Genomic DNA, 22,826 nt, shown 5'->3' with positions numbered 1-22,826 from the left:
CTGTGACGAGCGCGCCATCGAAGCACGAGCCGGCGGCACGCAGTGCCGAACCCGGCCACCCGGAAGGCGCGGCGGGTCACGCACCCGGCATTCCGGGAGGCGGGGCGGGTTGCGCATCCGGCAGTCCGGGAGCTGGGGTGGGGTTGCGTACCCGGCGGTTCGGGAGGCGGGGCGGGGTCGCGCATCCGGCAGTCCGGGAGCTGGGGTGGGGTTGCGCATTCGGCGGTCCGGGAGGCGGGGCGGGTTGCGCATCCGGCAGCCGGGAGCTGGGGCGGCGTCGCGCACTCGGCGGTCCGGGAGGCGAGGTGGGGTTGCGCGCTCGGGGTCCGGAAGGCGCGGCGGGTGGCGGGCCGGGTCAGGCGAGGCCGGCGTCGTGGGCCAGGAGGGCTATCTGGGTGCGGTTGTCGAGGGCGAGCTTGGTCAGGATGTGGGAGACGTGGGATTTGACCGTGGCCAGGGTCATGTCGAGGGCGGCGGCGATCTCGGCGTTGTTGCGGCCCTGGCCGATGCTCACGACCACGTCGTGCTCGCGAGGGCTGAGCGACGCGAGGACGGCCCGGGCGCTCGCGTAGGCGCCGGCCTGGACGGCGACGCGGTCCATCAGGCGGCGGGTGATGCGCGGCGACAGGATCGGCTCGCCGGCCGCGACCTGGCGGATGGCGTCGGCGATGCGGGCCGGGGGAGTGTCCTTGAGCAGGAAGCCGCTGGCACCGGCCCGCAGGGCGTGCAGGATGTTCTCGTCGGTGTCGAACGTCGTCAACACGATGATCTCGGGCGGCCGCGGCCGCGCCCGAAGGCGGCGGGTGGCCGTGATGCCGTCGACCCGGGGCATCCGCAGGTCCATCAGCACGACATCCGGCGCATGGGCGTCGGCCGCCGCGGAAGCCTGGTCGCCGTCGTCGGCCTCACCGACCACGGCGATACCGGGCGCCCCGTCGAGCATCATGGTCAGCCCGGCCCGCACGAGCGCGTCGTCGTCGATCACGAGCACACGCACCGGCTGAGTCATGCCGGCCATGGTAACGACGCCTCCCCGCCGGCTCCCTGAGTCACCGGCCACGGCGGCGACGCGTGCTCGCCGGCTCGCTGAGTCGCCGGCCACGGCAGCGGCGCGTGCTCGCCGGCTCGCTGACTCGCCGGCCACGGCAGCGGCGCGTGCCCGCCTGCCTGCTGAGTCGCCGGCCACGGCAGCGACGCGTGCCCGCCTGCCTGCTGAGTCGCCGGCCACGGCAGCGACGCGTGCCGGCAGGCCTGCTGAGTCATGTCGGCCACGGCAGCGACGCGTGCAGCCGGAACTCGCCGCCGGCGGCCTGATGGTCGAGGCGGCCGCCGGCCAGCTGGACCCGCTCGGTGAGCCCGACCAGCCCGGCGCCGCCCGACCAGCCGGGGAGCGTGCCCTCCGGGGGCAGCGCGTTCAGCACCTCGACCTCCAGGCCCGTGCCGGGGCCGCCGCTCAGCGCGACCCGCACCGGCTGGCCCGCCGCGTGCTTGCGGGCGTTGGTCAGGCCCTCCTGGATCACCCGGTACGCCGTGCGGGCGACCGTCGGCGGAGCCTCGGCCGGCTCCTCCACCGTCTCGCGCAGCAGCACCTCGGTGCCGGCCCCGCGGGACTCCTCGACGAGGCGGGGCACGTCGGCCAGCACCGGCTGCGGGGGTGCCGGCTTGCCGTCCGGCGGATCGTCGTCGCGCAGCAGTGAGATCACCTCGCGCAGCTCCTCGAGGGCCTGATGGACACCGGCCCGGACCACCCCGGCCGCCTGGGACAGCCGCTCGGGTGAGGAGTCGGGGCGGTACTCCATCGCGCCCGCGAACGTGGCCAGCAGCGACAGGCGATGGGCGAGGACGTCGTGCATCTCGCGGGCGATCTTGCGGCGTTCCAGCATGCGGGCCTCGGCCACGCGGCGGCCCTGCTCGGCCTCGGCGCGCTCGGCCCGCTCGTGCAGCGAGCGGATCAGCGCCGCGCGGGCCTGGGCCCACGCTCCCCAGCCGAGCAGCGCGCCGTAGCCGATGGTGATCAGCACGAGCCACCACCCGTACGGCATGGCGCTGTTCGACCGCCAGGCGCCCTGGACCGCGTGCGCGGCGATGCCCGCGGCCGCCACCGCGATCGCGATCGGGAAGGGCCGACGCCACGCCACCTGAAGCGCACCGATCGTGGCCGGCGGTGTGGCGGCCGGCGACACGGCGGCCAGCGCGGTGAGAATGGCCGTGCCGGCGACCGGCCGCCACACTAGCAGCGGCGTCACCGCCCAGCTCAGCACGCCCGCCACGAGGTCGAGCGCGAACAGCGGGCCGAGCGCCCGGCCGCCCCATCGGGCGAAGAGCGTCGAAGTGATCAGCACCCCGGACACCGTCACGATCGCGACGACTGCGGAGGCGCCGGGAGGGCGGGGAGAGGCGGTCACGGGGCGACGCTAACCGGTGGGCGGTCGCCGGCGACACCTACTTAAGTAGGTGCCGGCGCCCTTCCAAAGAAGGGTTCGGCGATGTCCAAGGTCCGATGTGCACACCGGGTGCCGGGGTCCAAGCTCATCGGCATGACGAACGACATGCGGGACATCGAGACCACCACCACCGCCACCTGGCCGGGCCGCGCGATCACCGTCGCGGCCGGCGCGGCCGGCTCCCTGCTGCTCTGGGCCGTCAATGTTCCGTGGGGCGGCCTCGACCTCGCCGTCCGGCAGGGCGGCGAGATCCAGGAGATCGGCGCGGCCGCCGTCGTCGCCACCGCCCTGGTCTCCGGCCTGGCCGCCTGGGGGCTGCTCGCCCTGCTGGAGCGCACGGTCCGCCGCCCCGTCCGGACATACCGGATCATCGCGGCCGTCGTCCTGCTGATCTCGCTGGCCGGCCCGCTGGGCAGCGGCGTCGGCCTCAGCAGCAAGCTGGTCCTGCTGGGCATGCACCTCACCGTCGGCATCGCGCTGATCGCCGGCCTGCCGGGCCGCCGGTCGTGTCGCTGACGGTCGAGGGTCAGACGCCGAGGGCTCGGGCGGCGGTGGAGGAGACCGTGGCCAGCTCCGGGCGGGCCGCCATCAGCAGGGTGGTGACGCCGAGGGACTCGTTCATGGCGGCCAGCTCCTGCTCGTGGCGGATGTCGGTGGCGTTGCGGACGCCGCGGATGATGACGTCGATGTCGTGCTCGCGGCAGAACGTCGCGGTCAGGCCGGCCCAGGGCACGACAAGGACGTTTTCCCAGTACGGAGGCAGGGCCGCCCGCACCGCGGCGGCCCGCTCGGCCTCGGCCCGGGCCGGGTGTTTCGCGCTGTTGACGGCCACGAGGAGCGTCAGGTGGTCGGCCACCTCGCGGGCCCGGCCGGCGATGTCGAGGTGTCCCGGCGTCAGCGGGTCGAACGTGCCGGGATAGACCGCGCGCAACATCGACTCAGATTAGCGCTTGCGGCTGGGCGACATCCGCGTTCATCGGCGCCGGGGACACCGGGACGCCGACGGCGGCGGGCAGCGAGAAGGTGATGATCGTGCCGCCGCCGCGGTTGTCCTCGGCCGTGATGACGCCGCCGTGCCGTTCGACGATGCGGTGGCAGATCGCCAGGCCCAGGCCCGTGCCGGGGATGCCGGTGGACTGGTGGGCCCTGTGAAATCCGTTGAAGATCGCCTCGTGTTGGCCGGCCGGCACGCCCAGGCCGCGGTCGGCGACCTGGACGACGACCTTCCGGCCGTCCTCGGTGGCGTGGGCGGTGACGTCGACGCGGGGCGTGCGGCCCGGCGCCGTGTATTTGACGGCGTTGCCGACCAGGTTGTTCAGCAACTGCCGGATCAGGGCCGGGTCGGCCGAGACCGGCGGCAGGTCGCCGACGTAGATGGTCGGCATCGGGCGGCGGGCCGCGCTCGCGGCGTCGAGGTGCGCGATGGCGACCTCGTCGGCCAGGGCGTGCAGGTCCAGGTCGACCGGCTGGACGCCGCCCTCGCGGGCCGCGGCGTAGGTCAGCAGGTCGTCGATGAGGGTGCCCATCCGGGCCACACCCGACGTGATCTTGCGGAGGTCGGGACGGATCTCGGCGGCGTCGACCGCCGAGCGGCCCTCGAGCTCCTCGTCGAGATATTCGGCGTGGGCCCGCACGGTGGCCAGCGGCGCCTTGAGGTCGTGGGCGACGACGCCGGCGAACGCGGTCAGGTCGGCCTTCTGCTGGCGCAGCACGATCTGGGTGGCCGTCAGGTCGGCGGTCGCGGCCATCACCCGGGCCTCGGCGCGGGCCCGGCCGCTGGCCAGCGTGTGCACGAGCAGGGCGAGGGCGGCGGTGAACAACAGCCCGGCGATCGTGACCGCCGCGGGCAGGTTCTTCGTGCCCGGCAACGTCGACGCGGGCGAGGCGATGACGAGCGTCCAGTGCCGCTGGGCCACCGGGATGGTGATCGTCCGGTGCAGGTCGCGCAGGCCGGGCGCGACGGCGCGCAGCGTCGCCACGACCGCGGGCAGGGCGTCGGCGCCGGTCGCCTGCAGGGTGACGTCGATCCCGCTCTGTGCGACCAGGCCCAGGCTGTCACCGAGGAAGGTCTCGCTGCGCAGGCCCATCAGCAGCCAGCCCCGGAACGGCTTGACGCCGTTGGCGTCCGGCGGCCCCCACAGGCCCGTGGTCAGCAGGAACGAGCTCTGCTTGACCTCTTCCGGCAGCGTCTGGTCCCGCTTCAGGACGAACGGGTCGGAGATCGTGACCTGGCCGGTGCGGCGTGCCTCGGCCAGCGTGGCCGAGGGGACGGCGCTCGCCGCGAGATCACTGGTGGTGGTCGCGGGAGTGCTGCCGTCAAGGCGTACGGAAAAGATGGGAAAGATGTGCTCTTGAAAGGTTTTGTCGGGAGCCAGAACGAGACTCGGCACGCCGCGGCCGCGCCACTTCGTCTGGGCCGTGGCCACGCCGGCCCGATCGGTGGCGATCAGATAGGTCAGCGAGGTGGCGCCGGCCAGCCGTAACTGCCCGAGCGGAGCCGCGGTCTGCGCGAACTTCGAGGCGTTCAGCTCTTCGAAGGCGCCGATCGCGCCGGCGGTCGTGCGCAGCGTGTCGATGTACCGGGCGGCCTGGTTGGTGACGGCCTGGGCGACCAGCGCGGCGCGGCGGTCCATGACAGCCTCGAAGCCGTCTCGCTGCTGCCGTTGCAGGGCCACGCCGGCGCCGACGCTGGCCAGGATGCCGAGCAGGACCACGACAGCCGTCCAGGCCCACGTCTGCCGCCTGGAGAGAGCCTTCACCCTTACCCGATCGGCACGACCCCGGCGGGACTGAGCAGCCCCGCCGAGGTCGGCACGAATCAGGAGTTGAGCATCTTGCGGAGCACGTACTGCAGGATGCCGCCGTGCCGGTAGTAGTCGGCCTCGCCCGGCGTGTCGATGCGGACGTCGGCGTCGAACTCGATGCCGGTGTCCGTGCGGACCTTGACCGTGCGCGGGGTGTCGCCGTCGTTGAGCGCGGTCACGCCGGTGATCGTGAAGGTCTCGGTGCCGGTGAGGCCGAGCGACTCCGCGTTCGTCTTCGGCGGGAACTGCAGCGGCAGCACGCCCATGCCGATCAGGTTCGAGCGGTGGATGCGCTCGTAGCTCTCGGCGATGACGGCGCGGACGCCGAGCAGCATCGTGCCCTTGGCCGCCCAGTCGCGCGACGAGCCCGAGCCGTACTCCTTGCCGGCCAGGATGACCAGCGGAACGCCCGCCTCCTGGTAGGCCACCGACGCGTCGTAGATCGTCGTCTGGTCGCCGGTCAGGTGGTTGACCGTGAAGCCGCCCTCGACGCCCGGCACGAGCTGGTTGCGCAGCCGGATGTTGGCGAAGGTGCCCCGGATCATGACCTCGTGGTTGCCGCGGCGCGAGCCGTAGCTGTTGAACTCGTGACGCGGGACGCCGTGCTCGGCCAGGTATTTGCCCGCGGGCGAGTCCGGCTTGATCGAGCTGGCCGGCGAGATGTGGTCGGTCGTGACCGAGTCGCCCAGCTTGGCCAGCACGCGAGCGCCCGAGATGTCGCCCACCGGCTGCGGCGAGGCCGCCATGCCCTCGAAATAAGGAGGCTTGCGGACGTACGTCGACTCGTCGCTCCACTCGAAGGTCTTGCCCTCGGGGGTCGGCAGCGACTGCCACTTCTCGTCGCCGGCGAAGACGTCGGAGTACGCGGTGCTGAAGCCCTCGGCCCCGATCGCCGACGCGATGACGTCGTCGATCTCCTTGGCGCTGGGCCAGATGTCGGCGAGGTGGACCGGCTTGCCGTCCGAGCCGATGCCGAGCGGCTCGGTCGTGATGTCCAGGTCCATCGTGCCGGCCAGCGCGTACGCCACGACCAGCGGCGGGGACGCCAGGTAGTTCATCTTGACGTCGGGGTTGATCCGGCCCTCGAAGTTGCGGTTGCCGGAGAGCACGCTGACGGCGGTCAGGTCGGCCTCGTTGACGGCGGCCGAGATCTCCTCGGGCAGCGGGCCCGAGTTGCCGATGCAGGTGGTGCAGCCGTAACCGACGAGGTTGAAGCCGATCTTGTCGAGGTACGGCGTGAGGCCGGCCCGGTCGTAGTAGTCGGAGACGACCTTGGAACCGGGGGCCAGCGTGGTCTTGACCCACGGCTTGCGGGTCAGGCCGCGCTCGACGGCCTTCTTCGCGAGCAGCGCCGCGCCGATCATGACCTGCGGGTTCGACGTGTTGGTGCAGGAGGTGATCGCGGCGATCACCACGGCGCCGTGGTCGAGCTCGTACTCCACGCCGTCCTCACCCTTGACCAGCGTGGGCTTCGACGGGCGGCCCTCGGCGCCGTTCGCCGCGCTCACCAGGTGGTGCGGCTTGTCGGCGGCCGAGTCCTCGTGGTTGGCCGGCGGGTCGCTGGCCGGGAAGGACTCCTCGCTCGCCTCGTCGGCCGGGCCGGAGTCGGTGACGTAGTTGGTGAGCGCCTCGCGGAACATCGGCTTGGCCGCGTTCAGCGGCACCCGGTCCTGCGGGCGCTTCGGGCCGGCCAGCGACGGCACGATCGTCGACAGGTCGAGCTCGAGCTTCTCCGAGTAGTCCGGCTCGGCGTTCGGGTCGAGCCAGAGACCCTGCTTCTTGGCGTACGCCTCGACGAGCGCCACCTGCTGCTCGGAGCGGCCGGTGAGCTTGAGGTACTTGATGGTCTCGTCGTCGATCGGGAAGATCGCGACGGTCGAGCCGTACTCGGGCGACATGTTGCCGATGGTGGCCCGGTTCGCCAGCGGCACGGCGCTCACGCCGGGGCCGTAGAACTCGACGAACTTGCTGACCACGCCGTGCTCGCGGAGCATCTCGGTGATCGTCAGCACCAGGTCGGTGGCGGTCGTGCCGGCCGGCATCTCGCCGCTCAGCTTGAAGCCGACGACGCGCGGGATCAGCATGCTGACCGGCTGGCCGAGCATCGCGGCCTCGGCCTCGATGCCGCCGACGCCCCAGCCCAGCACGCCCAGGCCGTTGACCATCGTGGTGTGCGAGTCGGTGCCGACCACCGTGTCGGGGTAGGCCTGGCCGTTGCGCTCCATGATCGTACGAGCCAGGTATTCGATGTTGACCTGGTGAACGATGCCCGTGCCGGGCGGGACGACCTTGAACTCGTTGAACGCGGTCTGTCCCCAGCGCAGGAACTGGTAGCGCTCGCGGTTGCGCTGGTACTCCAGCTCCACGTTGCGGGCGAAGGCGTCCTCGCGGCCGAACAGGTCGGCGATGACCGAGTGGTCGATGACCAGCTCGGCCGGGGCGAGCGGGTTGACCTTGGTCGGGTCGCCGCCCAGCTCCTTCACGGCCTCGCGCATCGTGGCCAGGTCGACCACGCAGGGCACGCCGGTGAAGTCCTGCATGAGGACCCGCGCCGGGGTGAACTGGATCTCGACACTGGGGTCGGCGGTCTGGTCCCAGCCGCCGAGCGCGCGGATGTGGTCGGCGGTGATGTTCGCGCCGTCCTCGGTCCGCAGCAGGTTCTCCAGCAGGATCTTCAAGGAGTAGGGCAGGCGGTGGTGCCCCTCGACCTTGTCGATCGTGAAAATCTCGTAGCTCGCGTCACCGACGCGCAGCTCGCTCTTCGCACCAAAGGTGTCGAGGCTGGCCACGTCATCTCCTTCACACCCAGCGATCGTCGGACAAGTCTTTCGCACCGAATGAGCGGCCTTCGGGTTAGGCATACCTAACTCTCGGTTCACGTTTCCCGTAAACCGTACGTCCGTCTTGTAAGCCCGCGCAAGGCGGGGTCGGGCATCCCTCTCACGTTTACTCCCGTTGGAGCGCGGGCACACCTCGAACCGTGCAGGCACCCACCGATTCCGATGAGCTGACCGAGTTCTTCGACCGCTACGGGACCGCGCTCACCAGTGGTGACGTCTCGGCGATCGCGAACTGCTACGCGCTGCCGGGCATGGTGGTGGCCGACTCGTACAGCTTCACCTTCGCCTCGCCGGCGGCCGTCGCCCTGTCGTTCCTGGGCGCCGCGCCCGCGTATCAGGAGCAGCAGATCGTCGCCGCGCACGCGCAACTGACCGAGGTGCAGTCGCTGTCGGCCCGGCTGACCATGGTCGCGGTGGAGTGGGAGTACCTCGACAGCTCGGGCAACGCCGTGCCCGGCGAGCGCTACCGCTACCTGCTGCGCGTCGACGAGCACGGTCCCCGGATCACCACGGTCGTGGCGACGCACTGAAAACTGTCGTAGGCCGGTGCGAGGATGTCCCGGTGACCACGATCGAGATCGACTCCGTCGCGCCCGCTTCCCTGGTCCGTTCCTCGCCGCGATGGCTGCTGGTGCACTACGTGCGGCCCGACGGGGACTACGCGGCCTGGTGGCTGCATGCCTGGGGCGACATCGAGCCGGGGCAGATCAACGGCTATCCGGGCGGACGGCCGTTCGTCGGTGAGGACTCTTATGGGCGATTCGCCTGGGTCGCGCTGACGCCCGGCGCCCGTGACGTCGGCTTTGTGCTGGTCGATCAGTCGGGGGCCAAAGACGTGGCCGAGGACCGGCACGTCGACCCTTCGACCGTCTCCGAGATCTGGCTGCGGCCCGGCGACCCGACGATCTATACGGCGCCCCGCAGCTCCGACATCTCCGACTTGTCGGGCGATGTGGTCATCCACTACCGGCGGCCGGACGGCGACTACTCGGGCTGGGGCCTGCACGCCTGGGAGGGCACGAAGTCCAAGCCGGTCTGGCGGTCGCCGATCATGCCGTCGGGGTGGGACGCCTTCGGCGCGATCTACCGGGTCCCGGTGCGGCCCGACGCGATCGGGCTGCGGTTCGTGCTGCATCGCGGCGAGGAGAAAGACCTGCCCGACGACCAGCGGATCGACCTCTCCGTGGCCCGGGAGCTGTGGCTGGTGGCCGGCACTGTCGCTCCGGTCCGGCCTGACGTGGGCACGCTGGGGCCGGAGCTCGACCCGGCCCGGTCCCTGGCCGTCTTCGTCGACCGGACGACGATCGCGCTGCCCGGCGATCTGGCCGACCGGGCCGCGGTGTTCGCGCTGGTCGGTGACGACGCCGAGGTGCCGCTGACGCCGCGGCCGGGCGGTTTGTTCCAGGCGCAGAGCCGCAAGTTCCCCCACCTGCGGGCCTACCGCGCCTTCTCGGTGCGTGAGCTGGGCGACGCGGTGCTCGGATCGCTGCTGCGCGGGCAGTTGCTCGTCGTCGGCCAGGACCCGCAGGGCCAGGTCACGGCGCTGACCGGCGTGCAGATGGCCGGCGTGCTCGACGATCTCTACGCCGACGCGGCCGACGCCGAGCTGGGGCTGGTGCTCGACGCCGAGCGTTCCTCGGTGGCGGTGTGGGCGCCGACGGCCCGGTCGGTCGCGCTGGAGATCTTCCGGACGCCCGCCGACGATCCCAGGGTCCTGCCGATGGAGCGCGACGCGGTGACCGGCGTGTGGTCGGCCGGGGTGAAACGCAAATGGCTGGGGCGCTACTACCGTTTTCGCGTCGAGGTGTGGCATCCGGCGGCCCAGCGGGTCGTGACGACCAGCGTCACCGACCCGTACTCGCTGGCCCTCGCGGCCGATTCCACCCACAGCCTGCTGGTCGAGCTCGACGATCCGGCGCTGGCCCCGCCCGGCTGGGACTCCCTGGCCAAGCCGGCGCCGGTGGCGCCCGCCCGCATGCAGATCAGCGAGGTGTCGATCCGGGAGTTCTCGATCTTCGATCAGTCGCTGCCGGCCGCGCTGCGGGGAACCTACGGCGCCTTCGCCCACCTCGAGTCCGACTCGATGAGGCATCTGCGCTCGCTTGCCGACGCCGGCCTGACCCACGTACACCTGCTGCCGGCCTTTGATTTCGCGACAGTGCCCGATCGGCGGGCCGATCAGGCGACGCCGGCCTGTGACCTGGCGACCTTCCCGCCCGACTCGCCCGCCCAGCAGGCGGCCGTCATGGAGATCGCCGACGGCGACGGGTTCAACTGGGGGTACGACCCGTGGCACTACACGGCGCCCGAGGGCAGCTTCGCCGCCGACCCGTCCGGCCCGTCGCGGATCCTCGAGTTCCGCACGATGGTCGCGGCGCTGAACGCGATCGGGCTGCGCGTGGTCATGGACGTCGTCTACAACCACACGATGCACGACGGGCTCGGCCGCTTCAGCGTGCTCGACAAGATCGTGCCCGGCTACTACCACCGGCCGCTGGCCGACGGCACGACCGCCGAGTCGACCTGCTGCCCCAACACCGCCACCGAGCACATGATGATGGGCCGCCTCGTCGTCGACTCGATCGAGACGTGGGCCCGGCAGTACAAGGTCGACGGTTTCCGCTTCGACCTGATGGGACACCACCCGCGCGCCAACATCCTCGAGGTGCGGGTGACGCTCGACCATCTACCCCACGGCAAAGACATTTATCTGTACGGCGAGGGGTGGAACTTCGGCGAGGTCGCGTACGACGCGAGGTTCGCGCAGGCCACTCAGATCAACATGGCCGGCACCGGCATCGGCACCTTCAACGACCGCCTGCGGGACGCGGCGCGCGGCGGCGGATCGTTCGGTGACCCGTCGGTGCCGGGTTTCGCGACCGGGCTCGGCTCGCGGACGCCGCTGCACGTCCACGACGAGATCAAGGTGGGGCTGTCCGGGGCGCTGTCCACGTACCGCTTCGTCACGCACACCGGCGCCGAGCTCAGCGGCGCGCAGATCGACTACAACGGCTCGCCGAGCGGATACGCGCTGTCGCCCGGCGAGACGGTCAACTACGTCGACGCCCACGACAACGAGATCCTGTACGACGCGATGGCCTTCAAGCTGCCCCGCTCGACATCGGCGCTCGACCGGGCGCGCATGCAGATCCTGGCGTTGTCGCTGGTGGTGCTCGGTCAGGGCGTCGGCTTCGTGGCGATGGGCAGCGAGCGGCTGCGCTCCAAATCGCTCGACCGCAACTCGTTCAACTCGGGCGACTGGTTCAACCAGATCCGCTGGGACCCGGCCCTGGGCAACGGCTTCGGCCTGGGCCTGCCGCCCGCGCCGGACAACGAGGACCAGTGGGACCGGGCCCGGCCGCTGCTGGCCGACCCGGCCCTGGTGCCCCCGCCGGACGTGATCGAGATGACCGCCGAGCGCTACCGGGAGCTGCTGCGGATCAGGCGCTCGTCGCCGGTCTTCGGCCTGCCGACGGCCGAGGAGGTGCAGCGCCGCCTGACGTTCCCGCTGGGTGGCCCGGCCGAGACGCCGGGCGTGATCGTCATGTGCCTGGACGGCACCGGCCTCGACCCGCGGTGGAGCACGATCGTGGTCGTCTTCAACGCGACCGAGGAGACCGTGCAGCAGGAGGTGCCGGCGCTGGCCGGCGCCGACCTGCGCCTTCACCCCGAGGTGGCCGGCTCGGCCGACCCGCTGCTGCGCACGGCCACGGCGGCCGGCGACCTGCTCACCGTGCCCGGGCGCTCGGTCGCGGTCTTCGTCGCCGACGTGCCGTGAGTCTCGTTGCACGCGAGGGGGATGCGCGAAGCACTGCCGCTCACCCAGAATGGGCCGGGTACACCCAGCGCGGAAGGGGGAGCCGTTGCGTGAGGTGAACTACGACGAGCGGCAGCATCTGGTCTACGCCCGGGCCCGGGCTTTGCCGCCGGAGACGATGACCGAGTGGCTGCGGGCCTTCGCCCGGCACGCGCCGGCGGGACGCCCGCTGACCGTGCTCGATCTCGGCTCCGGCACGGGCCGGTTCACGCCGCTGCTGGCCGAGGAGTTCGGCGGCCCGGTCTACGGGGTCGAGCCGTCGGTGCGCATGCGCGAGGTCGCCGAGGCGGGGGCGGCCCACCCGGCGGTCACCTATCTGGAGGGCTCGGCCACCGAGATCCCGTTGCCCGACGCGAGCTGCGACCTGGTGCTGCTCTTCCTGGTGCTGCACCACGTCCGCGACCACCAGGCCGCGGCGGCCGAGATCGCCCGCGTGCTGCGCCCCGGCGGCCGGGTCCTGATCCGCAGCTCGTTCCCCGACCGGATGCCCGAGCTGCTCTGGTACAGCTACTTCCCGGGCGCGCGGCTGGTCGACGAGCAGGTGTTCCCGCGCATGGAGCCGCTGGTCGAAGACTTCGCCGAGGCCGGCCTGGCCTACGTGACAGTCGACCGCGTCCAGGAGCGCATCGCCGACAGCCTCTCCGACTACGCCGACCGCCTGCGCCTGCGCGGCTCGTCCACCTTCGAGCGGCTGACCGAGGAGGAGATCCTCGACGGTTTCGCCGCCCTCGACGCCGCGGTGGACACCGAGCGGGTGGCCCGCCCGGTCGACGAGGAGAGCGACCTCCTCGTCCTGGAGCGTTCCTAGAGGTCGGCCGCCTTTCCGAGCAGGACGAAGCGTTCCCGTGTGTTCGTGCAGAGGCGGGCGGCCAGCTCCAGTTCGGCGCGCGCCTCGGCGACCCGGCCCAGGCGGGCCAGCAACTCGCCGCGAACGCCCGGCAACAGGTGCGAGCCGGGGAGCAGGTCGCGCGCGACCAGGTCGTCCACGATGGCGAGAGCCTCCTGCGGCCCGCTCGCCATCGCCACCGCGACGGCCCGGTTGAGCTCGACGACCGGCGAGGGCGCGACCCGGCCGAGCGCCTCGTAGAGAAGGACGATGCCGTCCCAGTCGGTCTCGGCCACCGAGGCGGCCGCGGCGTGACACGCGGCGATCGCGGCCTGCAACCCGTACGGCCCCAAGCCCCGTCCGACCGCCGTGGCCTGAGCGAGCGCGGCCTGGCCGCGGCGGACGGCCGCCCGGTCCCACCGCCGCCGGTCCTGATGCTCGAGCAGGATCGGCTCGCCGTCCGGTCCGGTGCGCGCGGGGAAGCGCGCCGCCGTCAGCTCGAAGAGCGCCTGCAACCCGTACACCTCGGGCTCGCCGGGAAGCAGCGCGGCCAGCATCCGGGCCAGCCGGATGGCCTCGTACGCCAGGTCCTCGCGCAGCAGCCGGTCGCCGGAGGTCGCCGTCGAGCCCTCGGTGAAGATCACGTAGAGCACGCTGAGCACACCGCCGAGCCTTGACCGGCGCTCCTCGGCCGGCGGCAGCTCGAACGGCACCCGCGCGGCGGCGATCGTCTTCTTGGCCCGGGTGATGCGGGCCTGGATGGTCGGCACCGGCACGAGGAACGCGCGCGCGATCTCCTCGCTGGTCAGGCCTCCGACCGTACGCAGGGTGAGTGCCACCCGGGCCTCGGGGGAGAGGACCGGGTGACACGCCACGAACATCAGCGCCAGGACGTCGTCGTCGACCCGGTCCGGGTCCCACAACAGGTCGTCGCCTTCTCCTTCCTGCGATTCGGCGGCGAGCAGCGCGTACCGCTCGTCACGGGCCGTACGGCGCCGGAAGCTGTCGATCGCCCGGCGCCGCGCGGTCGCGAGCAGCCAGCCCACCGGGTTGGCCGGTGTGCCGTCGCGGGCCCAGGAGACGAGGGCCTCGGCCACCGCCTCCTGAGCCACATCCTCGGCCAGCTCGAGATCGCCGGTGTAGCGGGCGAGGGCGCCGACGATGCGGGGCGACTCGATGCGCCAGACGGCCTCGAGGGTTACAGCTGCCCGGTCTGCTCGCGCCACACCCGCTCCTTGATGACCCACTCGTTGTCCTGCGGGAACTCGTCGATGCCGGGCACCCGGCGGATCTCGGTCTTGGCGCCGGGGAACGCCGGCATCCGCTTGGCCCACTCGACCGCCTCCTCCTGCGAGGCGACGTCGAGAATGTAGAAGCCACCGAACAGTTCCTTGGTCTCCCCGTACGGCCCGTCGGTGACCACCGGGGTCTCGCCGCTGTAGTCGACCACCACACCCTGAGCGGCGTCGTCGAGGCCCTCGGCCGCGATCAGAACGCCCGCCTTGATGAGCGTGTCGTTGAAGCGGCCCATCGTCTCGAGCATCTCGTCGAAGGGGGTCTCGACCATCTTGGCCAGGGCCTCGTCGGTGCTCCGCATGATCAGCATGTACTTGGCCATCGTTGCTCTCCTCCGTCTGTGGCGGTCGCTCGTCGACCTTCTCACTGACAGGTCGAACGGCGGACCCTCCCATCGACGGGGGTCCCGAAGTTTTTTCCACGACTTAGGTATGGGGCCGACCCCTACTTTCGGCTCTCCTCCCTCACCGCCCACCCGAGGAGAGTGGGCGGCGCCGTTCCTTGACAACTCCACAGCGGTACGGCCCGGCAACCGGCCGGGGTGCGCGGCTGCGCTAGATTGCGGGTCCCCTGCCCCGCATCCGCGGGCGTGATCACGGAGGTTGACAGTGCGGCTCGCGTGGGCCCTTGGCGGCATCGCCCTGGTGGCGGCGATCGGCGGATGCACGTCGGACGAGCCCAAGTCCTCGACCTTCGTCACGCCCTCCCCGTCGGTGGTCACCTCGCCGCCGCCGTGGACGGAGCCGGCGAACTACTCGTACGTGCTCACCCGCGGCTGCGACGACGCCAAGCCGCTGGGGCGCTACCGCGTGACCGTGACCTCGGGCGCGGTGGCGTCGACCGAGCGGCTCGACGCCTCGGCCGCCGCACCGGCGAGCAGCAGCGAGGTCGACCTCGGCCCGGTCACCGGCGACCAGGGTGAGGAGATCGACGCCTTCACGCTGAAGCAGTTGCTCGACAACGCGCAGACGGCCGCCGACGACGGCGGCGAGGTCAGCCGGACGTTCACTCCGGACGGCCTTCCGGTGAAGGTGTCCATCAACGTGTCCGAGGAAGGCCCGAGCGGCGCCGAGTGCTTCGGGGTCAGCGACTTCAAGACCTCTTGACTTCGAGCGCGCTCGAACGCCTAGCTTCGCCGGCATGACGACTAGCTTCGATGCGCACAGCACGGCCGCCCAGGTGCTCTCCGGCGTCGACCTGAGCGGCCGCACCGCCGTCGTGACGGGCGGATATTCCGGGATCGGGCGGGAGGCGGCGCTCGCCCTCGCCACAGCGGGGGCATACGTGATCGTCCCGGCCCGGCGGCCCGAGGTGGCCCGGCAGGCGCTGCGGGACGGGCGGATCGACATCCGGCCGATGGATCTCGCCGATCTCGCCTCGGTGGAGAAGATCGCAGGCGAGATCCTGGCCGACCGCCCGGCGGTCGACATCGTCATCGGGAGCGCCGCCGTGATGGCCTGCCCCGAGACGCGGGTGGGTCCCGGCTGGGAGGCTCAGTTCGCGATCAACCACCTCGGGCACTACGCGCTGGTGGCGCATCTGTGGCCCGCGCTGAAGGCGGCCGAGGCGGCACGGGTGGTCATGGTCGCCTCCGGGCGGTCGCCGGAGGACCGCCTGCGCTGGGACGACATTCACTTCACTCAGGGGTACGACAAGTGGGCCGCCTACGGGCAGTCGAAGCTCGCCACCGTCCTGTTCGCCCACCACCTCGACAAACTGGGAGTGCGCGCCTTCTCGGCCAGTCCCGGCTGGGTGCTCTCGCCGCTGCAACGGCATCTGGCCCGCACCGAGATGATCGAGGCCGGGTGGATCGACGCCGAGGGAGAGCCGGCGCCAGGGCTCTTCCGCAGCGCCGCCCAAGGCGCCGCCACGCCAGTGTGGGCGGCGACCTCACCCGCCGCGGAGCCGTTCGGAGGCTCCTACTGCCGCGACTGCGCGGCCACGGAGACCTACGCGACCGACGGGCCGGAGGGCGAGAGGCTGTGGGATCTCTCGGCGGAGCTCACCGGACTCGACCCGCGTCAGAGCACGACGCGGTAGTGGGTGGTCAGGCGGCCGTCGTCGTCGAGGATGTGGAAGGCCAGCATCGAGGGCAGCTCACGGGTGATCACTCCGTCGCCCTCGAAGGGGAACAGCAGAGTCGAGGCGACGCTGGGTGCGACCAGCATCGGCTTGCCCGCGAACATGCTCGCGGCGGCCGTGTGGGCGTGGCCACAGAGCACTGCGACCACGTTGTCGTGGCCGGCGACGATCTCGGCCAGGCGCTCGGTGGAGAACTGGCGGATCTCGTCGATGAACGGCACCTGCAGGGAGACGGGCGGGTGATGGAAGCAGACGAATGCCGGCAGGCCGGCCGCCGCGGTCAGCTCGCCGTCCAGCCAGTCGAGGGTCTCGGGGGCCAGCAGGCCGTCGTTGCGGCCCGGGATGCTGGAGTCGCACATCGCGAAGAACATGCCGCCGACCCGGTGCGCCGAGTTGATCGGCCCGCCGGTCGGCTCCTCCTCCAGCAGGATCTTGCGGTACGCCTCGCGGACGTCGTGGTTGCCGGGCAGCAGCAGCGTCGGCACCGGCAGGTCGAGCACCGGGCGGACCCGCTCGTACTCCTGGGCGAAGCCGTGGTCGGTGATGTCCCCGGTCACCAGCACCACGTCGACCGGAATCGGAAGGCCGGCGAGATAGCGCATGACGCGCCCCGCGCGTTCGACGCTGCGGTCCTCGCTGTCGATGTGGACGTCGCTGATATGGGCAATCACCTTCACGCCGCAATCGTATGGCGACGCTGGGGATTCGTGGAGCGCACGCTCTGTCGGCTTGCTGGCACCCGTGGGCCCTGCCCGGACGGCCGGGCCCACGGGGCCGTCGATCACTCCGGCAGGCGGGGGCCGGCCTCACGCTGCGAGGCGAGCCAGGCCTCGACGTCGGCCGAGGAGCGCGGCAGACCGGCCGACAGGTTGCGGCAGCCGTCGGCCGTGACCAGCACGTCGTCCTCGATGCGGACGCCGACGCCGCGCAGCTCCTCGGGGACCAGGTCGTCCTCGGGCTGGAAGTAGAGGCCGGGCTCGACCGTGAGGACGTAGCCCTCCTTCAGCTCGCCGTCGCGGTAGTTCTCGTTGCGGGCGTTGTTGCAGTCGTGCACGTCGATGCCGAGCATGTGGCCGAAGCCGTGCAGCGTCCAACGGCGGTAGATCGTGCTCTCCTCGCTCATCGCCTCGTCGACGCTGACCGGGAGCAGCCCCAGGTCGTTAAGCCCCTCGGCCAGGACCTGCATGCAGGTCTTGTGCACGTCGCGGAAGAGCACACCGGGCCGGATGGCGTCCATGCCCGCCTGCTGCGACGCGTGGACGATGTCGTAGACCTGCCGCTGGAGCGGGGTGAACGAGCCGGAGACCGGCACCGTGCGGGTCACGTCGGCAGTGTAGAAGTTGTCGCCCTCGACGCCCATGTCCATCAGCAGCAGCTCACCGGGCTTGGTCACGCCGGTGTTGCGCACCCAGTGCAGGATCGTCGCGTGCGGGCCGGCGCCGACGATCGACGTGTAGCCGACGTCGTTGCCGTCGTGACGGGCGCGCAGGCCGAAGACGCCCTCGAGCAGCCGCTCCTTGACGCTGCGGTCGGCGGGCAGCACGCGGGCCACGTCTTCGAAGCCGCGGACCGTCGCGTCGATCGCGGCCTGGAGCTGGGCGATCTCCCACTCGTCCTTGACCAGCTTGAGCTCGGAGAGCACCCAGGCCAGCTCGCGGTCGCGGGGCTTGTCGCGGTCGGGCTCGTAGGCCAGCACGGTCCGGTCGACCGCCGCGTCGAGGCCGCGCAGCACCCGGGTGCGGCCCGGCGCCGAGTTCGCGAGGGCCGTGCCGAGGTCGCTCAGCGAAGCGGTCTCGACGCCCAGCTCGGTCGATTTCTCGCCCAGCGTGTGCGTGCGGCCGACCCACAGCTCGCCGTTGCGGCTGCGGAAGAAGGCGTCGGTGTCCTTCGAGTTGCGCTGGTGGGTGTAGAGCACCGCGTCGTGGCCGGAGCCGCTCGGCCGCAGCACGAGCACGCTGTCGGGGTCGCGGTCGCCGGTCAGGTAGACGAAGTCGCTGCCCGGGCGGAACGTGTAGTCGGTGTCGTTGGCGCGCACCTTCTCGTTCCCGCTCGGGATGATCAGCGTCTCGCCGGGGAAGGCCTCGGAGAGCGCGGCCCGGCGCTTCGCGTAGTTCGGCGCCTCGGGCCGCGGGGTGACCGCGATCGGGTCCTCACGCCACCCGGTGCGCATGAACTGCAGAAACGCCTCGGGAAAGCCGGGGTCGTGCGACTCCGTCTTCGCGGCGGGCTGCGCCTTGCCCTGGGTTGTGCCCTGGGTCACGTCACCCTGCTCGGCCATGGGTGTTGCCTCCGATCGTCGATCCGCCCCCGACGTTACCGCCTGGCTCCGGCGGAACGCAGTCCCGGGAGGCGATGATCAACATCCCGCACCGGACGAGAGCCTCAGCGGGTGGGCAACGTCAGGCAGGCGGCCCGCTCGCCGGCCGTTCCGGCCACGCCGGCGCCGGTGCGGGTGGTCAGCTCGTGGATGACGAGCGAGCGTGGCGAGGCGCCGGCCGCGAAGCTCCAGCGCTGCTCGCTCGTGACGGTGGCCGCGCCGGAGGCGTCGGCGGTGAAGTCCAGCCAGATCTCGTTGCGGGGGTTGGCGTAGGACGGGTTCACCGAGGGGGTCTTCGGGTCCTTCCGGTGCTGGTAGTGCGGGCCGGCGTCGGCCGGGGCGGCGGTGCAGGGCGCGGTGTGCAGGTGGGCGCCGTACGACCGGCGCGGGATCAGGCCGCTGGTGGTCAGGCGGACGATCATGCCGGCGGAGTTGCGGACGATGCCGACCTCGGCCCGCGCCCCCGGCGGGACCACCGTGGGCTCGTAGGTGATCGCCGGGGAGTCGGGGCGGTAGGGCAGGAAGGTGCCGGCGGCGACGGTGTCGGGCGCCCACGACGCGGTCGGGGAGGCGCTCATGGCGCCCTGGTAGACGACCCAGGCGGAGGCCGAGGCGGCCGAGGGCAGGGCGGCTGGCTCGACCTCCACCGCGTTGGTGCAGGCGGCGAGCAGGACGGCGGGGGCGGCGAGAGCCAGGGCGCGAAGGATCATCGGGCGATCTTCCCAAAAAGGTACTTATCGGGCGAGTACTGGCGCCGCGCGTTCCGGGGCGGAAGGCTGGCGATAACACGGCGGAAGTACAGGGGGAACGGCAATGGGCTATGCGGTGGTGCTCGGTGAGGCGCTGATCGACCTGCAGGAGGCCGAGCACGACGGCGGGGTGGTCTACCGGCAGGCGATCGGTGGGGCGCCGCTCAACGTCGCGGTCGGCGCGACCCGGCTCGGCGGTGACGTCCGATATGCGGGCTCGCTCAGCAACGACGTCCTGGGCGACCGGATCGCGACCTTCCTGCGCGAGACCGGGGTCGGCATGGACGGGGTCAAGCGGGTGGCCGTGCCGACCACGCTCGCGGTCACGACGTTCGTGGGCGCGGAGCCGACCTTCACGTTCTACGGCGAGCCGCCGTCGTACTCGCTGCTCGCGCCGTCGGACGTCGACCTCGGCGTGGTCCAGGGCGCCGACGTGCTCTACGCCGGGTCGATCTGCCTGCTGCGCGAGCCGTTCCGGGCCGCCGCGAGAGCCGCCTGGCACACGCCCGGCCCGCTGAAGGTCTTCGACCCCAACGCCCGGCCCACGCTGCTGCCCGACGGGGCCGCGGTGACCTCGCTGCGGGAGCTGTCCGAGGAGTTCTTCGCCGGCGCCGACCTGGTGAAACTCAGCGCGGCCGACGCCGAGGTCCTCTACGACGGCGCGGCGCCCGAGGCGGCGGCCGAGCGGATCCGTGGCCTCGGCGCCAAGGCCGTGGTGGTGACCCGCGGGTCGAAGGGCGCCTATGTGGCCGCCGGCGACGGCACCGCGATGCTGCCCGCCCCGGTGGTCGACGCGGTCGACGCGACCGGGGCCGGCGACTCGGTGATGGCCGCCCTGGTCCGCCGCCTGCTCGCCGACGGGCTGCCCAAGGACGTCGACGCGTGGCAGCGCAACGTCCGGTTCGCGCTGGCGGTGGCCGGGCTGGTCTGCGAGCGCCGCGGCGGGGCGGTGGCGATGCCCACGCAGGAGGAGCTCACCGCCCGATGGGGAGCGCTGGCCTAGTCGCCCAGCGCTGTGGACTAATCGCCCAGCGCTTTGGAGATGAAGCGCTGGCGGTCGAGGATCACGCGCTCGACGCGCACCTCGGCGACGAGCTCCTCGCCGTCGCGGACGGTGACGTCGAAGATCAGCTTGCGGCCGTCCACTTTGGCGAGCGTGGCCAGCGCGGTGACCCGGCGGCCGAGCGGGGTGGGCGCCCGATGTTCCACCTCGGCCCGGGTGCCGACCGTGGTGAGGCCGCCGGGGATGGTGCGGGCGGTGGCGGCGACCGTGGCCGCCTCGGCCAGCGCCAGGACGCGCGGCGTGCCCAGCACGGGCACGTCGCCCGAGCCGAGTGCCTGGGCGGTGTCGGCGTCGGTGACGGTCAACTCCACGCGGGCGCTGAGACCGGGCGAGAAATCCGGAAGCTCCATGCCCCGAGCTTAGGGCCGCCGGGGGCGGGACGGGGGCCTAGGTTTGCTCGGGCCGGCGCCAGTAGGAGTCGTCCACCGCGCCATCCATCGGGCCATTCACCGCGCTGTCCATGGGGCCGTTCACCGTGCCGTCCATGGGGCCGTTCGCCGCGCCGTCCATCGGGCCGTTCACCGCGCCGTCCATCGGGCCGCTCACCGCGCCGTTCACTGCGCCCGAGCCGGCGGCCGGGACGGCCACCGCCGACGGGTCGAGGCGGTCGGTGGTCAGCGGGGCCGGCTGGCGGGCCTGGCGGGCGCGCTCGGCCAGTTCCCGGGCCAGGACCCAGGCCTCGGCCAGATCCCGGTCCTTGGCCCGGCCCGAGCGGCCCCGGGCCGTGTCGGCGTAGACGGTGGCCAGGCCGAGCAGGCGCTGCACCGGGCCCTGCACGACGCGGACGCTCTGCAGGCGGGCGTACGGCACGATGTGCATCTCGCGGGTGAACAGGCCCCAGCGGCTGACGAAGACCTCCGGCGTCAGCCCCACGCCGATGTAGCGCAGCGACACCGGGTTGAGCCAGCGGGCCCGCTTCGGCGGCGGGCTGGTGGCCAGGGTGGCCAGGTCGACGCCGGGCAGGACGTCCCAGACCAGGGCCCGGGCCGTCGCGAAGTCGCCGACCGGCAGCAGGCGGTCGGACCTCTTGTTCTCGCCGCTGCCGGGCTCGCCCGCGTAGCCGGCGATGTCGAGGCGCAGGTGCAGCCAGCCCTGCGCGCGCCACAGCAGCGGCCAGGTGGCGCCGACCGCCTGCACCCGGTTCAGCGGGACGATCTGGCTGCGGGTCTCGAGCAGGCCGAAGCGCACCACGAGGCGGCCGTCCGGGTCGCGGGCGAGCCGGAAGTCCCAGTCCTGAAGCACCCGGCGCACCGGCTGCAGCAGCACGCCGGCCATGGCGGTCACGGTGCTGGCGATGCCGATGAAGGTCCAGGAGCCCTCGAGCACGAACTGCATGACGACGAAGGCGACGCCGATCGGCAGGAAGAACGCCTGTGGGGTGAGGAGCTGGCTGACCACCAGGTCGCGGTTGCCGACGCGCAACAGCGGGCGTTCGACGGCCGGCGCCTCGAAGGCGGCCGCGGGACCGTCGGCGGCGGGCTGGGCCGCCGCTCCGGCCCGGCCGCCGGCCGTGTGGCCGGCCAGCGCGAGCAGGCGCTCGCGCAGCGTGGAAGCCTCGCGCACGGTCAGGAACGACAGCGGCGCCTCGGTCTTGCCGCCGCCGATCACCTCGAGGCGCAGCTCGGCCAGGCCGGTGAGCTGGGCTAGCAGGGGACGCCGGAGCTCGACGGCCTGGAGGCGCTCGAGGGGGATCGCGCGGTTGCGGCGCCAGATCACGCCGTCGGAGATGCGCAGCTCGCGGCCGACGACCTGATAGCCGGTGGTGAGCCAGCCGACGATGGAGAAGACCACGACGCCGACCGCGAGGACGAGCACGACCAGCGCGAACCGCTCGAGACCGACCTGCGACAGCGTCTGCCAGGACAGCGCCGCCACGATGACCGCGATGCTCTTGGCGCCGTGCAGGAGCGGGCTGAGCGGGTGGAGCCGGCGCCGCGGCTCTTCACCGTTGGCCGGCGGCGCAGCGGCGGAGCCCGGAGCGGGCGGGTCGCCGTGAGCAGTGGGCACATCCGGGCCGGCGGCGGGCAGGCCGGTGGCGGGAGGGCCGGGCGGGTGTGGTCCGGGAGTGGTCACAGGCCCTCGGCCCGGTCCTCGCCGAGGGCGGTCAGGCGGTCGCGCAGGCGGGAGGCCTCGGCCGGGGGCAGGCCGGGGATGCGGGCGTCGCTGGCGGCCGCGGCGGTGTGCAGTTGCACGGTGGCCAGGCCGAATGCTCGTTCCAAGGGGCCGGCGGTGACGTCGACGAACTGCATCCGCGCGTACGGGACGATCGAGAGGCGGCGGACCAGCAGGCCGTGGCGGACCAGGAGGTCCTGGTCGCGCTCGGCGTAGCCCCAGGCGCGCACCGCGCGGACGGTGACGAAGGAGCGCCAGATCGCGTTGACCACGACCAGCAGGATCCCCAGGCGCCACAGCCAGTGGCCCTGCAAGGCCCAGCCGACGGCCAGGCCGGCCACCAGGACCAGCGACCAGGCGATGCGGACGATCAGCTCCACAGTGATCAGCTTGGGGGAGACCGGGCGCCACGCGACGGTGTCGGGCCACGGCTCCAGGGCATCGACGGCGGCACTCTGTGGCTCGTTCACATCTCG

The 22,826-nt window shown here is 72.2% G+C and carries 20 protein-coding genes; 7 read left to right on the top strand and 13 right to left on the bottom strand.

Going from position 1 to position 22,826, the window contains the following annotated elements; translation table 11 throughout:
- Positions 1 to 355: 355 nt before the first annotated feature.
- Positions 356 to 1,018, bottom strand: coding sequence for a response regulator (locus CRP55_RS24175; RefSeq protein WP_097322421.1), 663 nt, complete (start codon positions 1,016 to 1,018; stop codon positions 356 to 358).
- 241 nt (positions 1,019 to 1,259) lie between these two features.
- Positions 1,260 to 2,405 (bottom strand): sensor histidine kinase, encoded by a 1,146-nt coding sequence (locus CRP55_RS24170; RefSeq protein WP_245923344.1) that lies wholly within the window; start codon positions 2,403 to 2,405, stop codon positions 1,260 to 1,262.
- A 132-nt stretch (positions 2,406 to 2,537) separates the two neighbouring features.
- On the opposite strand from CRP55_RS24170, the gene CRP55_RS24165 reads away from it, so the two are divergent.
- A complete protein-coding gene (locus CRP55_RS24165; RefSeq protein ID WP_097322594.1) occupies positions 2,538 to 2,960 on the top strand; it encodes a DUF6069 family protein in 423 nt (140 codons plus the stop codon).
- Between the two features lie 10 nt (positions 2,961 to 2,970).
- On the opposite strand, the gene coaD is transcribed toward CRP55_RS24165, so the two are convergent.
- Genes coaD through acnA form a run of 3 tightly spaced genes read right to left on the bottom strand, consistent with a single transcriptional unit; the run spans position 2,971 to position 8,037 of the window.
- A complete protein-coding gene (coaD, locus tag CRP55_RS24160) occupies positions 2,971 to 3,378 on the bottom strand; it encodes a pantetheine-phosphate adenylyltransferase (RefSeq protein ID WP_097322419.1) in 408 nt (135 codons plus the stop codon).
- A 4-nt stretch (positions 3,379 to 3,382) separates the two neighbouring features.
- Entirely contained in the window at positions 3,383 to 5,203 is a 1,821-nt protein-coding gene (locus CRP55_RS24155) for an ATP-binding protein (RefSeq protein ID WP_143234849.1), read from the bottom strand.
- A gap of 59 nt (positions 5,204 to 5,262) precedes the next feature.
- Entirely contained in the window at positions 5,263 to 8,037 is a 2,775-nt protein-coding gene (gene acnA / locus CRP55_RS24150) for an aconitate hydratase AcnA (RefSeq protein ID WP_097322417.1), read from the bottom strand.
- 191 nt (positions 8,038 to 8,228) lie between these two features.
- On the opposite strand from acnA, the gene CRP55_RS24145 reads away from it, so the two are divergent.
- From CRP55_RS24145 to CRP55_RS24135, 3 genes are all read left to right on the top strand, one after another.
- The gene (locus tag CRP55_RS24145) at positions 8,229 to 8,618 is read left to right on the top strand and encodes a DUF6841 family protein (RefSeq protein ID WP_097322416.1); all 390 of its coding nucleotides are present in this window, start codon (positions 8,229 to 8,231) and stop codon (positions 8,616 to 8,618) included.
- 32 nt (positions 8,619 to 8,650) lie between these two features.
- Positions 8,651 to 11,866 (top strand): pullulanase-type alpha-1,6-glucosidase, encoded by a 3,216-nt coding sequence (pulA, locus tag CRP55_RS24140; RefSeq protein ID WP_097322415.1) that lies wholly within the window; start codon positions 8,651 to 8,653, stop codon positions 11,864 to 11,866.
- 94 nt (positions 11,867 to 11,960) lie between these two features.
- Positions 11,961 to 12,713, top strand: a complete 753-nt coding sequence (locus tag CRP55_RS24135; protein WP_245923358.1) for a class I SAM-dependent methyltransferase — start codon at positions 11,961 to 11,963, stop codon at positions 12,711 to 12,713.
- Here CRP55_RS24135 and CRP55_RS24130 read toward each other — a convergent pair.
- Together CRP55_RS24130 and CRP55_RS24125 are read right to left on the bottom strand one after the other, a co-directional pair.
- On the bottom strand, positions 12,710 to 13,957 hold the full coding sequence (locus CRP55_RS24130) for an RNA polymerase sigma factor (RefSeq protein WP_218854688.1): 1,248 nt from the start codon (positions 13,955 to 13,957) through the stop codon (positions 12,710 to 12,712). The two genes, CRP55_RS24135 and CRP55_RS24130, sit on opposite strands and share 4 nt — an antisense overlap.
- The gene (locus CRP55_RS24125; protein WP_097322412.1) at positions 13,930 to 14,349 is read right to left on the bottom strand and encodes a YciI family protein; all 420 of its coding nucleotides are present in this window, start codon (positions 14,347 to 14,349) and stop codon (positions 13,930 to 13,932) included. The genes CRP55_RS24130 and CRP55_RS24125 overlap by 28 nt, the downstream gene beginning before the upstream one ends.
- A 286-nt stretch (positions 14,350 to 14,635) precedes the next feature.
- Between CRP55_RS24125 and CRP55_RS24120 the strand changes: the two genes are divergently transcribed.
- Entirely contained in the window at positions 14,636 to 15,133 is a 498-nt protein-coding gene (locus CRP55_RS24120) for a hypothetical protein (protein WP_245923343.1), read from the top strand.
- A gap of 34 nt (positions 15,134 to 15,167) precedes the next feature.
- Positions 15,168 to 16,067 carry an SDR family NAD(P)-dependent oxidoreductase gene (locus CRP55_RS24115; protein ID WP_097322411.1) on the top strand — a complete coding sequence of 300 codons (900 nt, stop codon included), beginning with the start codon at positions 15,168 to 15,170 and terminating at the stop codon, positions 16,065 to 16,067.
- Here the strand turns inward: CRP55_RS24115 and CRP55_RS24110 are convergent.
- From CRP55_RS24110 to CRP55_RS24100, 3 genes are all read right to left on the bottom strand, one after another.
- Positions 16,049 to 16,786, bottom strand: coding sequence for a metallophosphoesterase (locus CRP55_RS24110; protein WP_097322410.1), 738 nt, complete (start codon positions 16,784 to 16,786; stop codon positions 16,049 to 16,051). The two genes, CRP55_RS24115 and CRP55_RS24110, sit on opposite strands and share 19 nt — an antisense overlap.
- A gap of 104 nt (positions 16,787 to 16,890) precedes the next feature.
- Positions 16,891 to 18,387, bottom strand: a complete 1,497-nt coding sequence (locus CRP55_RS24105) for an aminopeptidase P family protein (RefSeq protein WP_097322409.1) — start codon at positions 18,385 to 18,387, stop codon at positions 16,891 to 16,893.
- Positions 18,388 to 18,491: 104 nt separating this feature from the next.
- Complete coding sequence (locus tag CRP55_RS24100; protein ID WP_097322408.1) at positions 18,492 to 19,136, bottom strand: superoxide dismutase family protein; 645 nt, start codon at positions 19,134 to 19,136, stop codon at positions 18,492 to 18,494.
- A gap of 103 nt (positions 19,137 to 19,239) precedes the next feature.
- On the opposite strand from CRP55_RS24100, the gene CRP55_RS24095 reads away from it, so the two are divergent.
- A complete protein-coding gene (locus tag CRP55_RS24095) occupies positions 19,240 to 20,178 on the top strand; it encodes a carbohydrate kinase family protein (RefSeq protein ID WP_097322407.1) in 939 nt (312 codons plus the stop codon).
- A 17-nt stretch (positions 20,179 to 20,195) separates the two neighbouring features.
- Here the strand turns inward: CRP55_RS24095 and CRP55_RS24090 are convergent, their stop codons facing one another.
- From CRP55_RS24090 to CRP55_RS24080, 3 genes are read right to left on the bottom strand one after another with little or no spacing between them, the layout of a single operon-like run.
- Complete coding sequence (locus tag CRP55_RS24090) at positions 20,196 to 20,588, bottom strand: thioesterase family protein (RefSeq protein ID WP_097322406.1); 393 nt, start codon at positions 20,586 to 20,588, stop codon at positions 20,196 to 20,198.
- Positions 20,589 to 20,625: 37 nt separating this feature from the next.
- On the bottom strand, positions 20,626 to 22,311 hold the full coding sequence (locus tag CRP55_RS24085) for a PH domain-containing protein (protein WP_438865811.1): 1,686 nt from the start codon (positions 22,309 to 22,311) through the stop codon (positions 20,626 to 20,628).
- Positions 22,308 to 22,820, bottom strand: a complete 513-nt coding sequence (locus CRP55_RS24080; protein ID WP_097322405.1) for a PH domain-containing protein — start codon at positions 22,818 to 22,820, stop codon at positions 22,308 to 22,310. The genes CRP55_RS24085 and CRP55_RS24080 overlap by 4 nt, the downstream gene beginning before the upstream one ends.
- Positions 22,821 to 22,826 lie beyond the last annotated feature (6 nt).

Origin of the sequence: Paractinoplanes atraurantiacus (genome assembly GCF_900215205.1) — a bacterium.
Lineage (GTDB): Bacteria > Actinomycetota > Actinomycetes > Mycobacteriales > Micromonosporaceae > Actinoplanes > Actinoplanes atraurantiacus.
The sequence above is the reverse complement of the archived record's forward strand: the minus strand, read 5'-3'. Positions and strand labels throughout refer to the sequence as shown.

Coding starts and splice junctions, on each gene's coding strand:
- CRP55_RS24115 (WP_097322411.1), top strand. CDS start 15,168: ATGACGACTAGCTTCGATGCGCACAGCACGGCCGCCCAGGTGCTCTCC.
- CRP55_RS24095 (WP_097322407.1), top strand. CDS start 19,240: ATGGGCTATGCGGTGGTGCTCGGTGAGGCGCTGATCGACCTGCAGGAG.
- CRP55_RS24100 (WP_097322408.1), bottom strand. CDS start 19,136: ATGATCCTTCGCGCCCTGGCTCTCGCCGCCCCCGCCGTCCTGCTCGCC.
- CRP55_RS24175 (WP_097322421.1), bottom strand. CDS start 1,018: ATGGCCGGCATGACTCAGCCGGTGCGTGTGCTCGTGATCGACGACGAC.
- CRP55_RS24125 (WP_097322412.1), bottom strand. CDS start 14,349: ATGGCCAAGTACATGCTGATCATGCGGAGCACCGACGAGGCCCTGGCC.
- CRP55_RS24165 (WP_097322594.1), top strand. CDS start 2,538: ATGACGAACGACATGCGGGACATCGAGACCACCACCACCGCCACCTGG.
- coaD (WP_097322419.1), bottom strand. CDS start 3,378: ATGTTGCGCGCGGTCTATCCCGGCACGTTCGACCCGCTGACGCCGGGA.
- CRP55_RS24105 (WP_097322409.1), bottom strand. CDS start 18,387: ATGGCCGAGCAGGGTGACGTGACCCAGGGCACAACCCAGGGCAAGGCG.
- CRP55_RS24090 (WP_097322406.1), bottom strand. CDS start 20,588: ATGGAGCTTCCGGATTTCTCGCCCGGTCTCAGCGCCCGCGTGGAGTTG.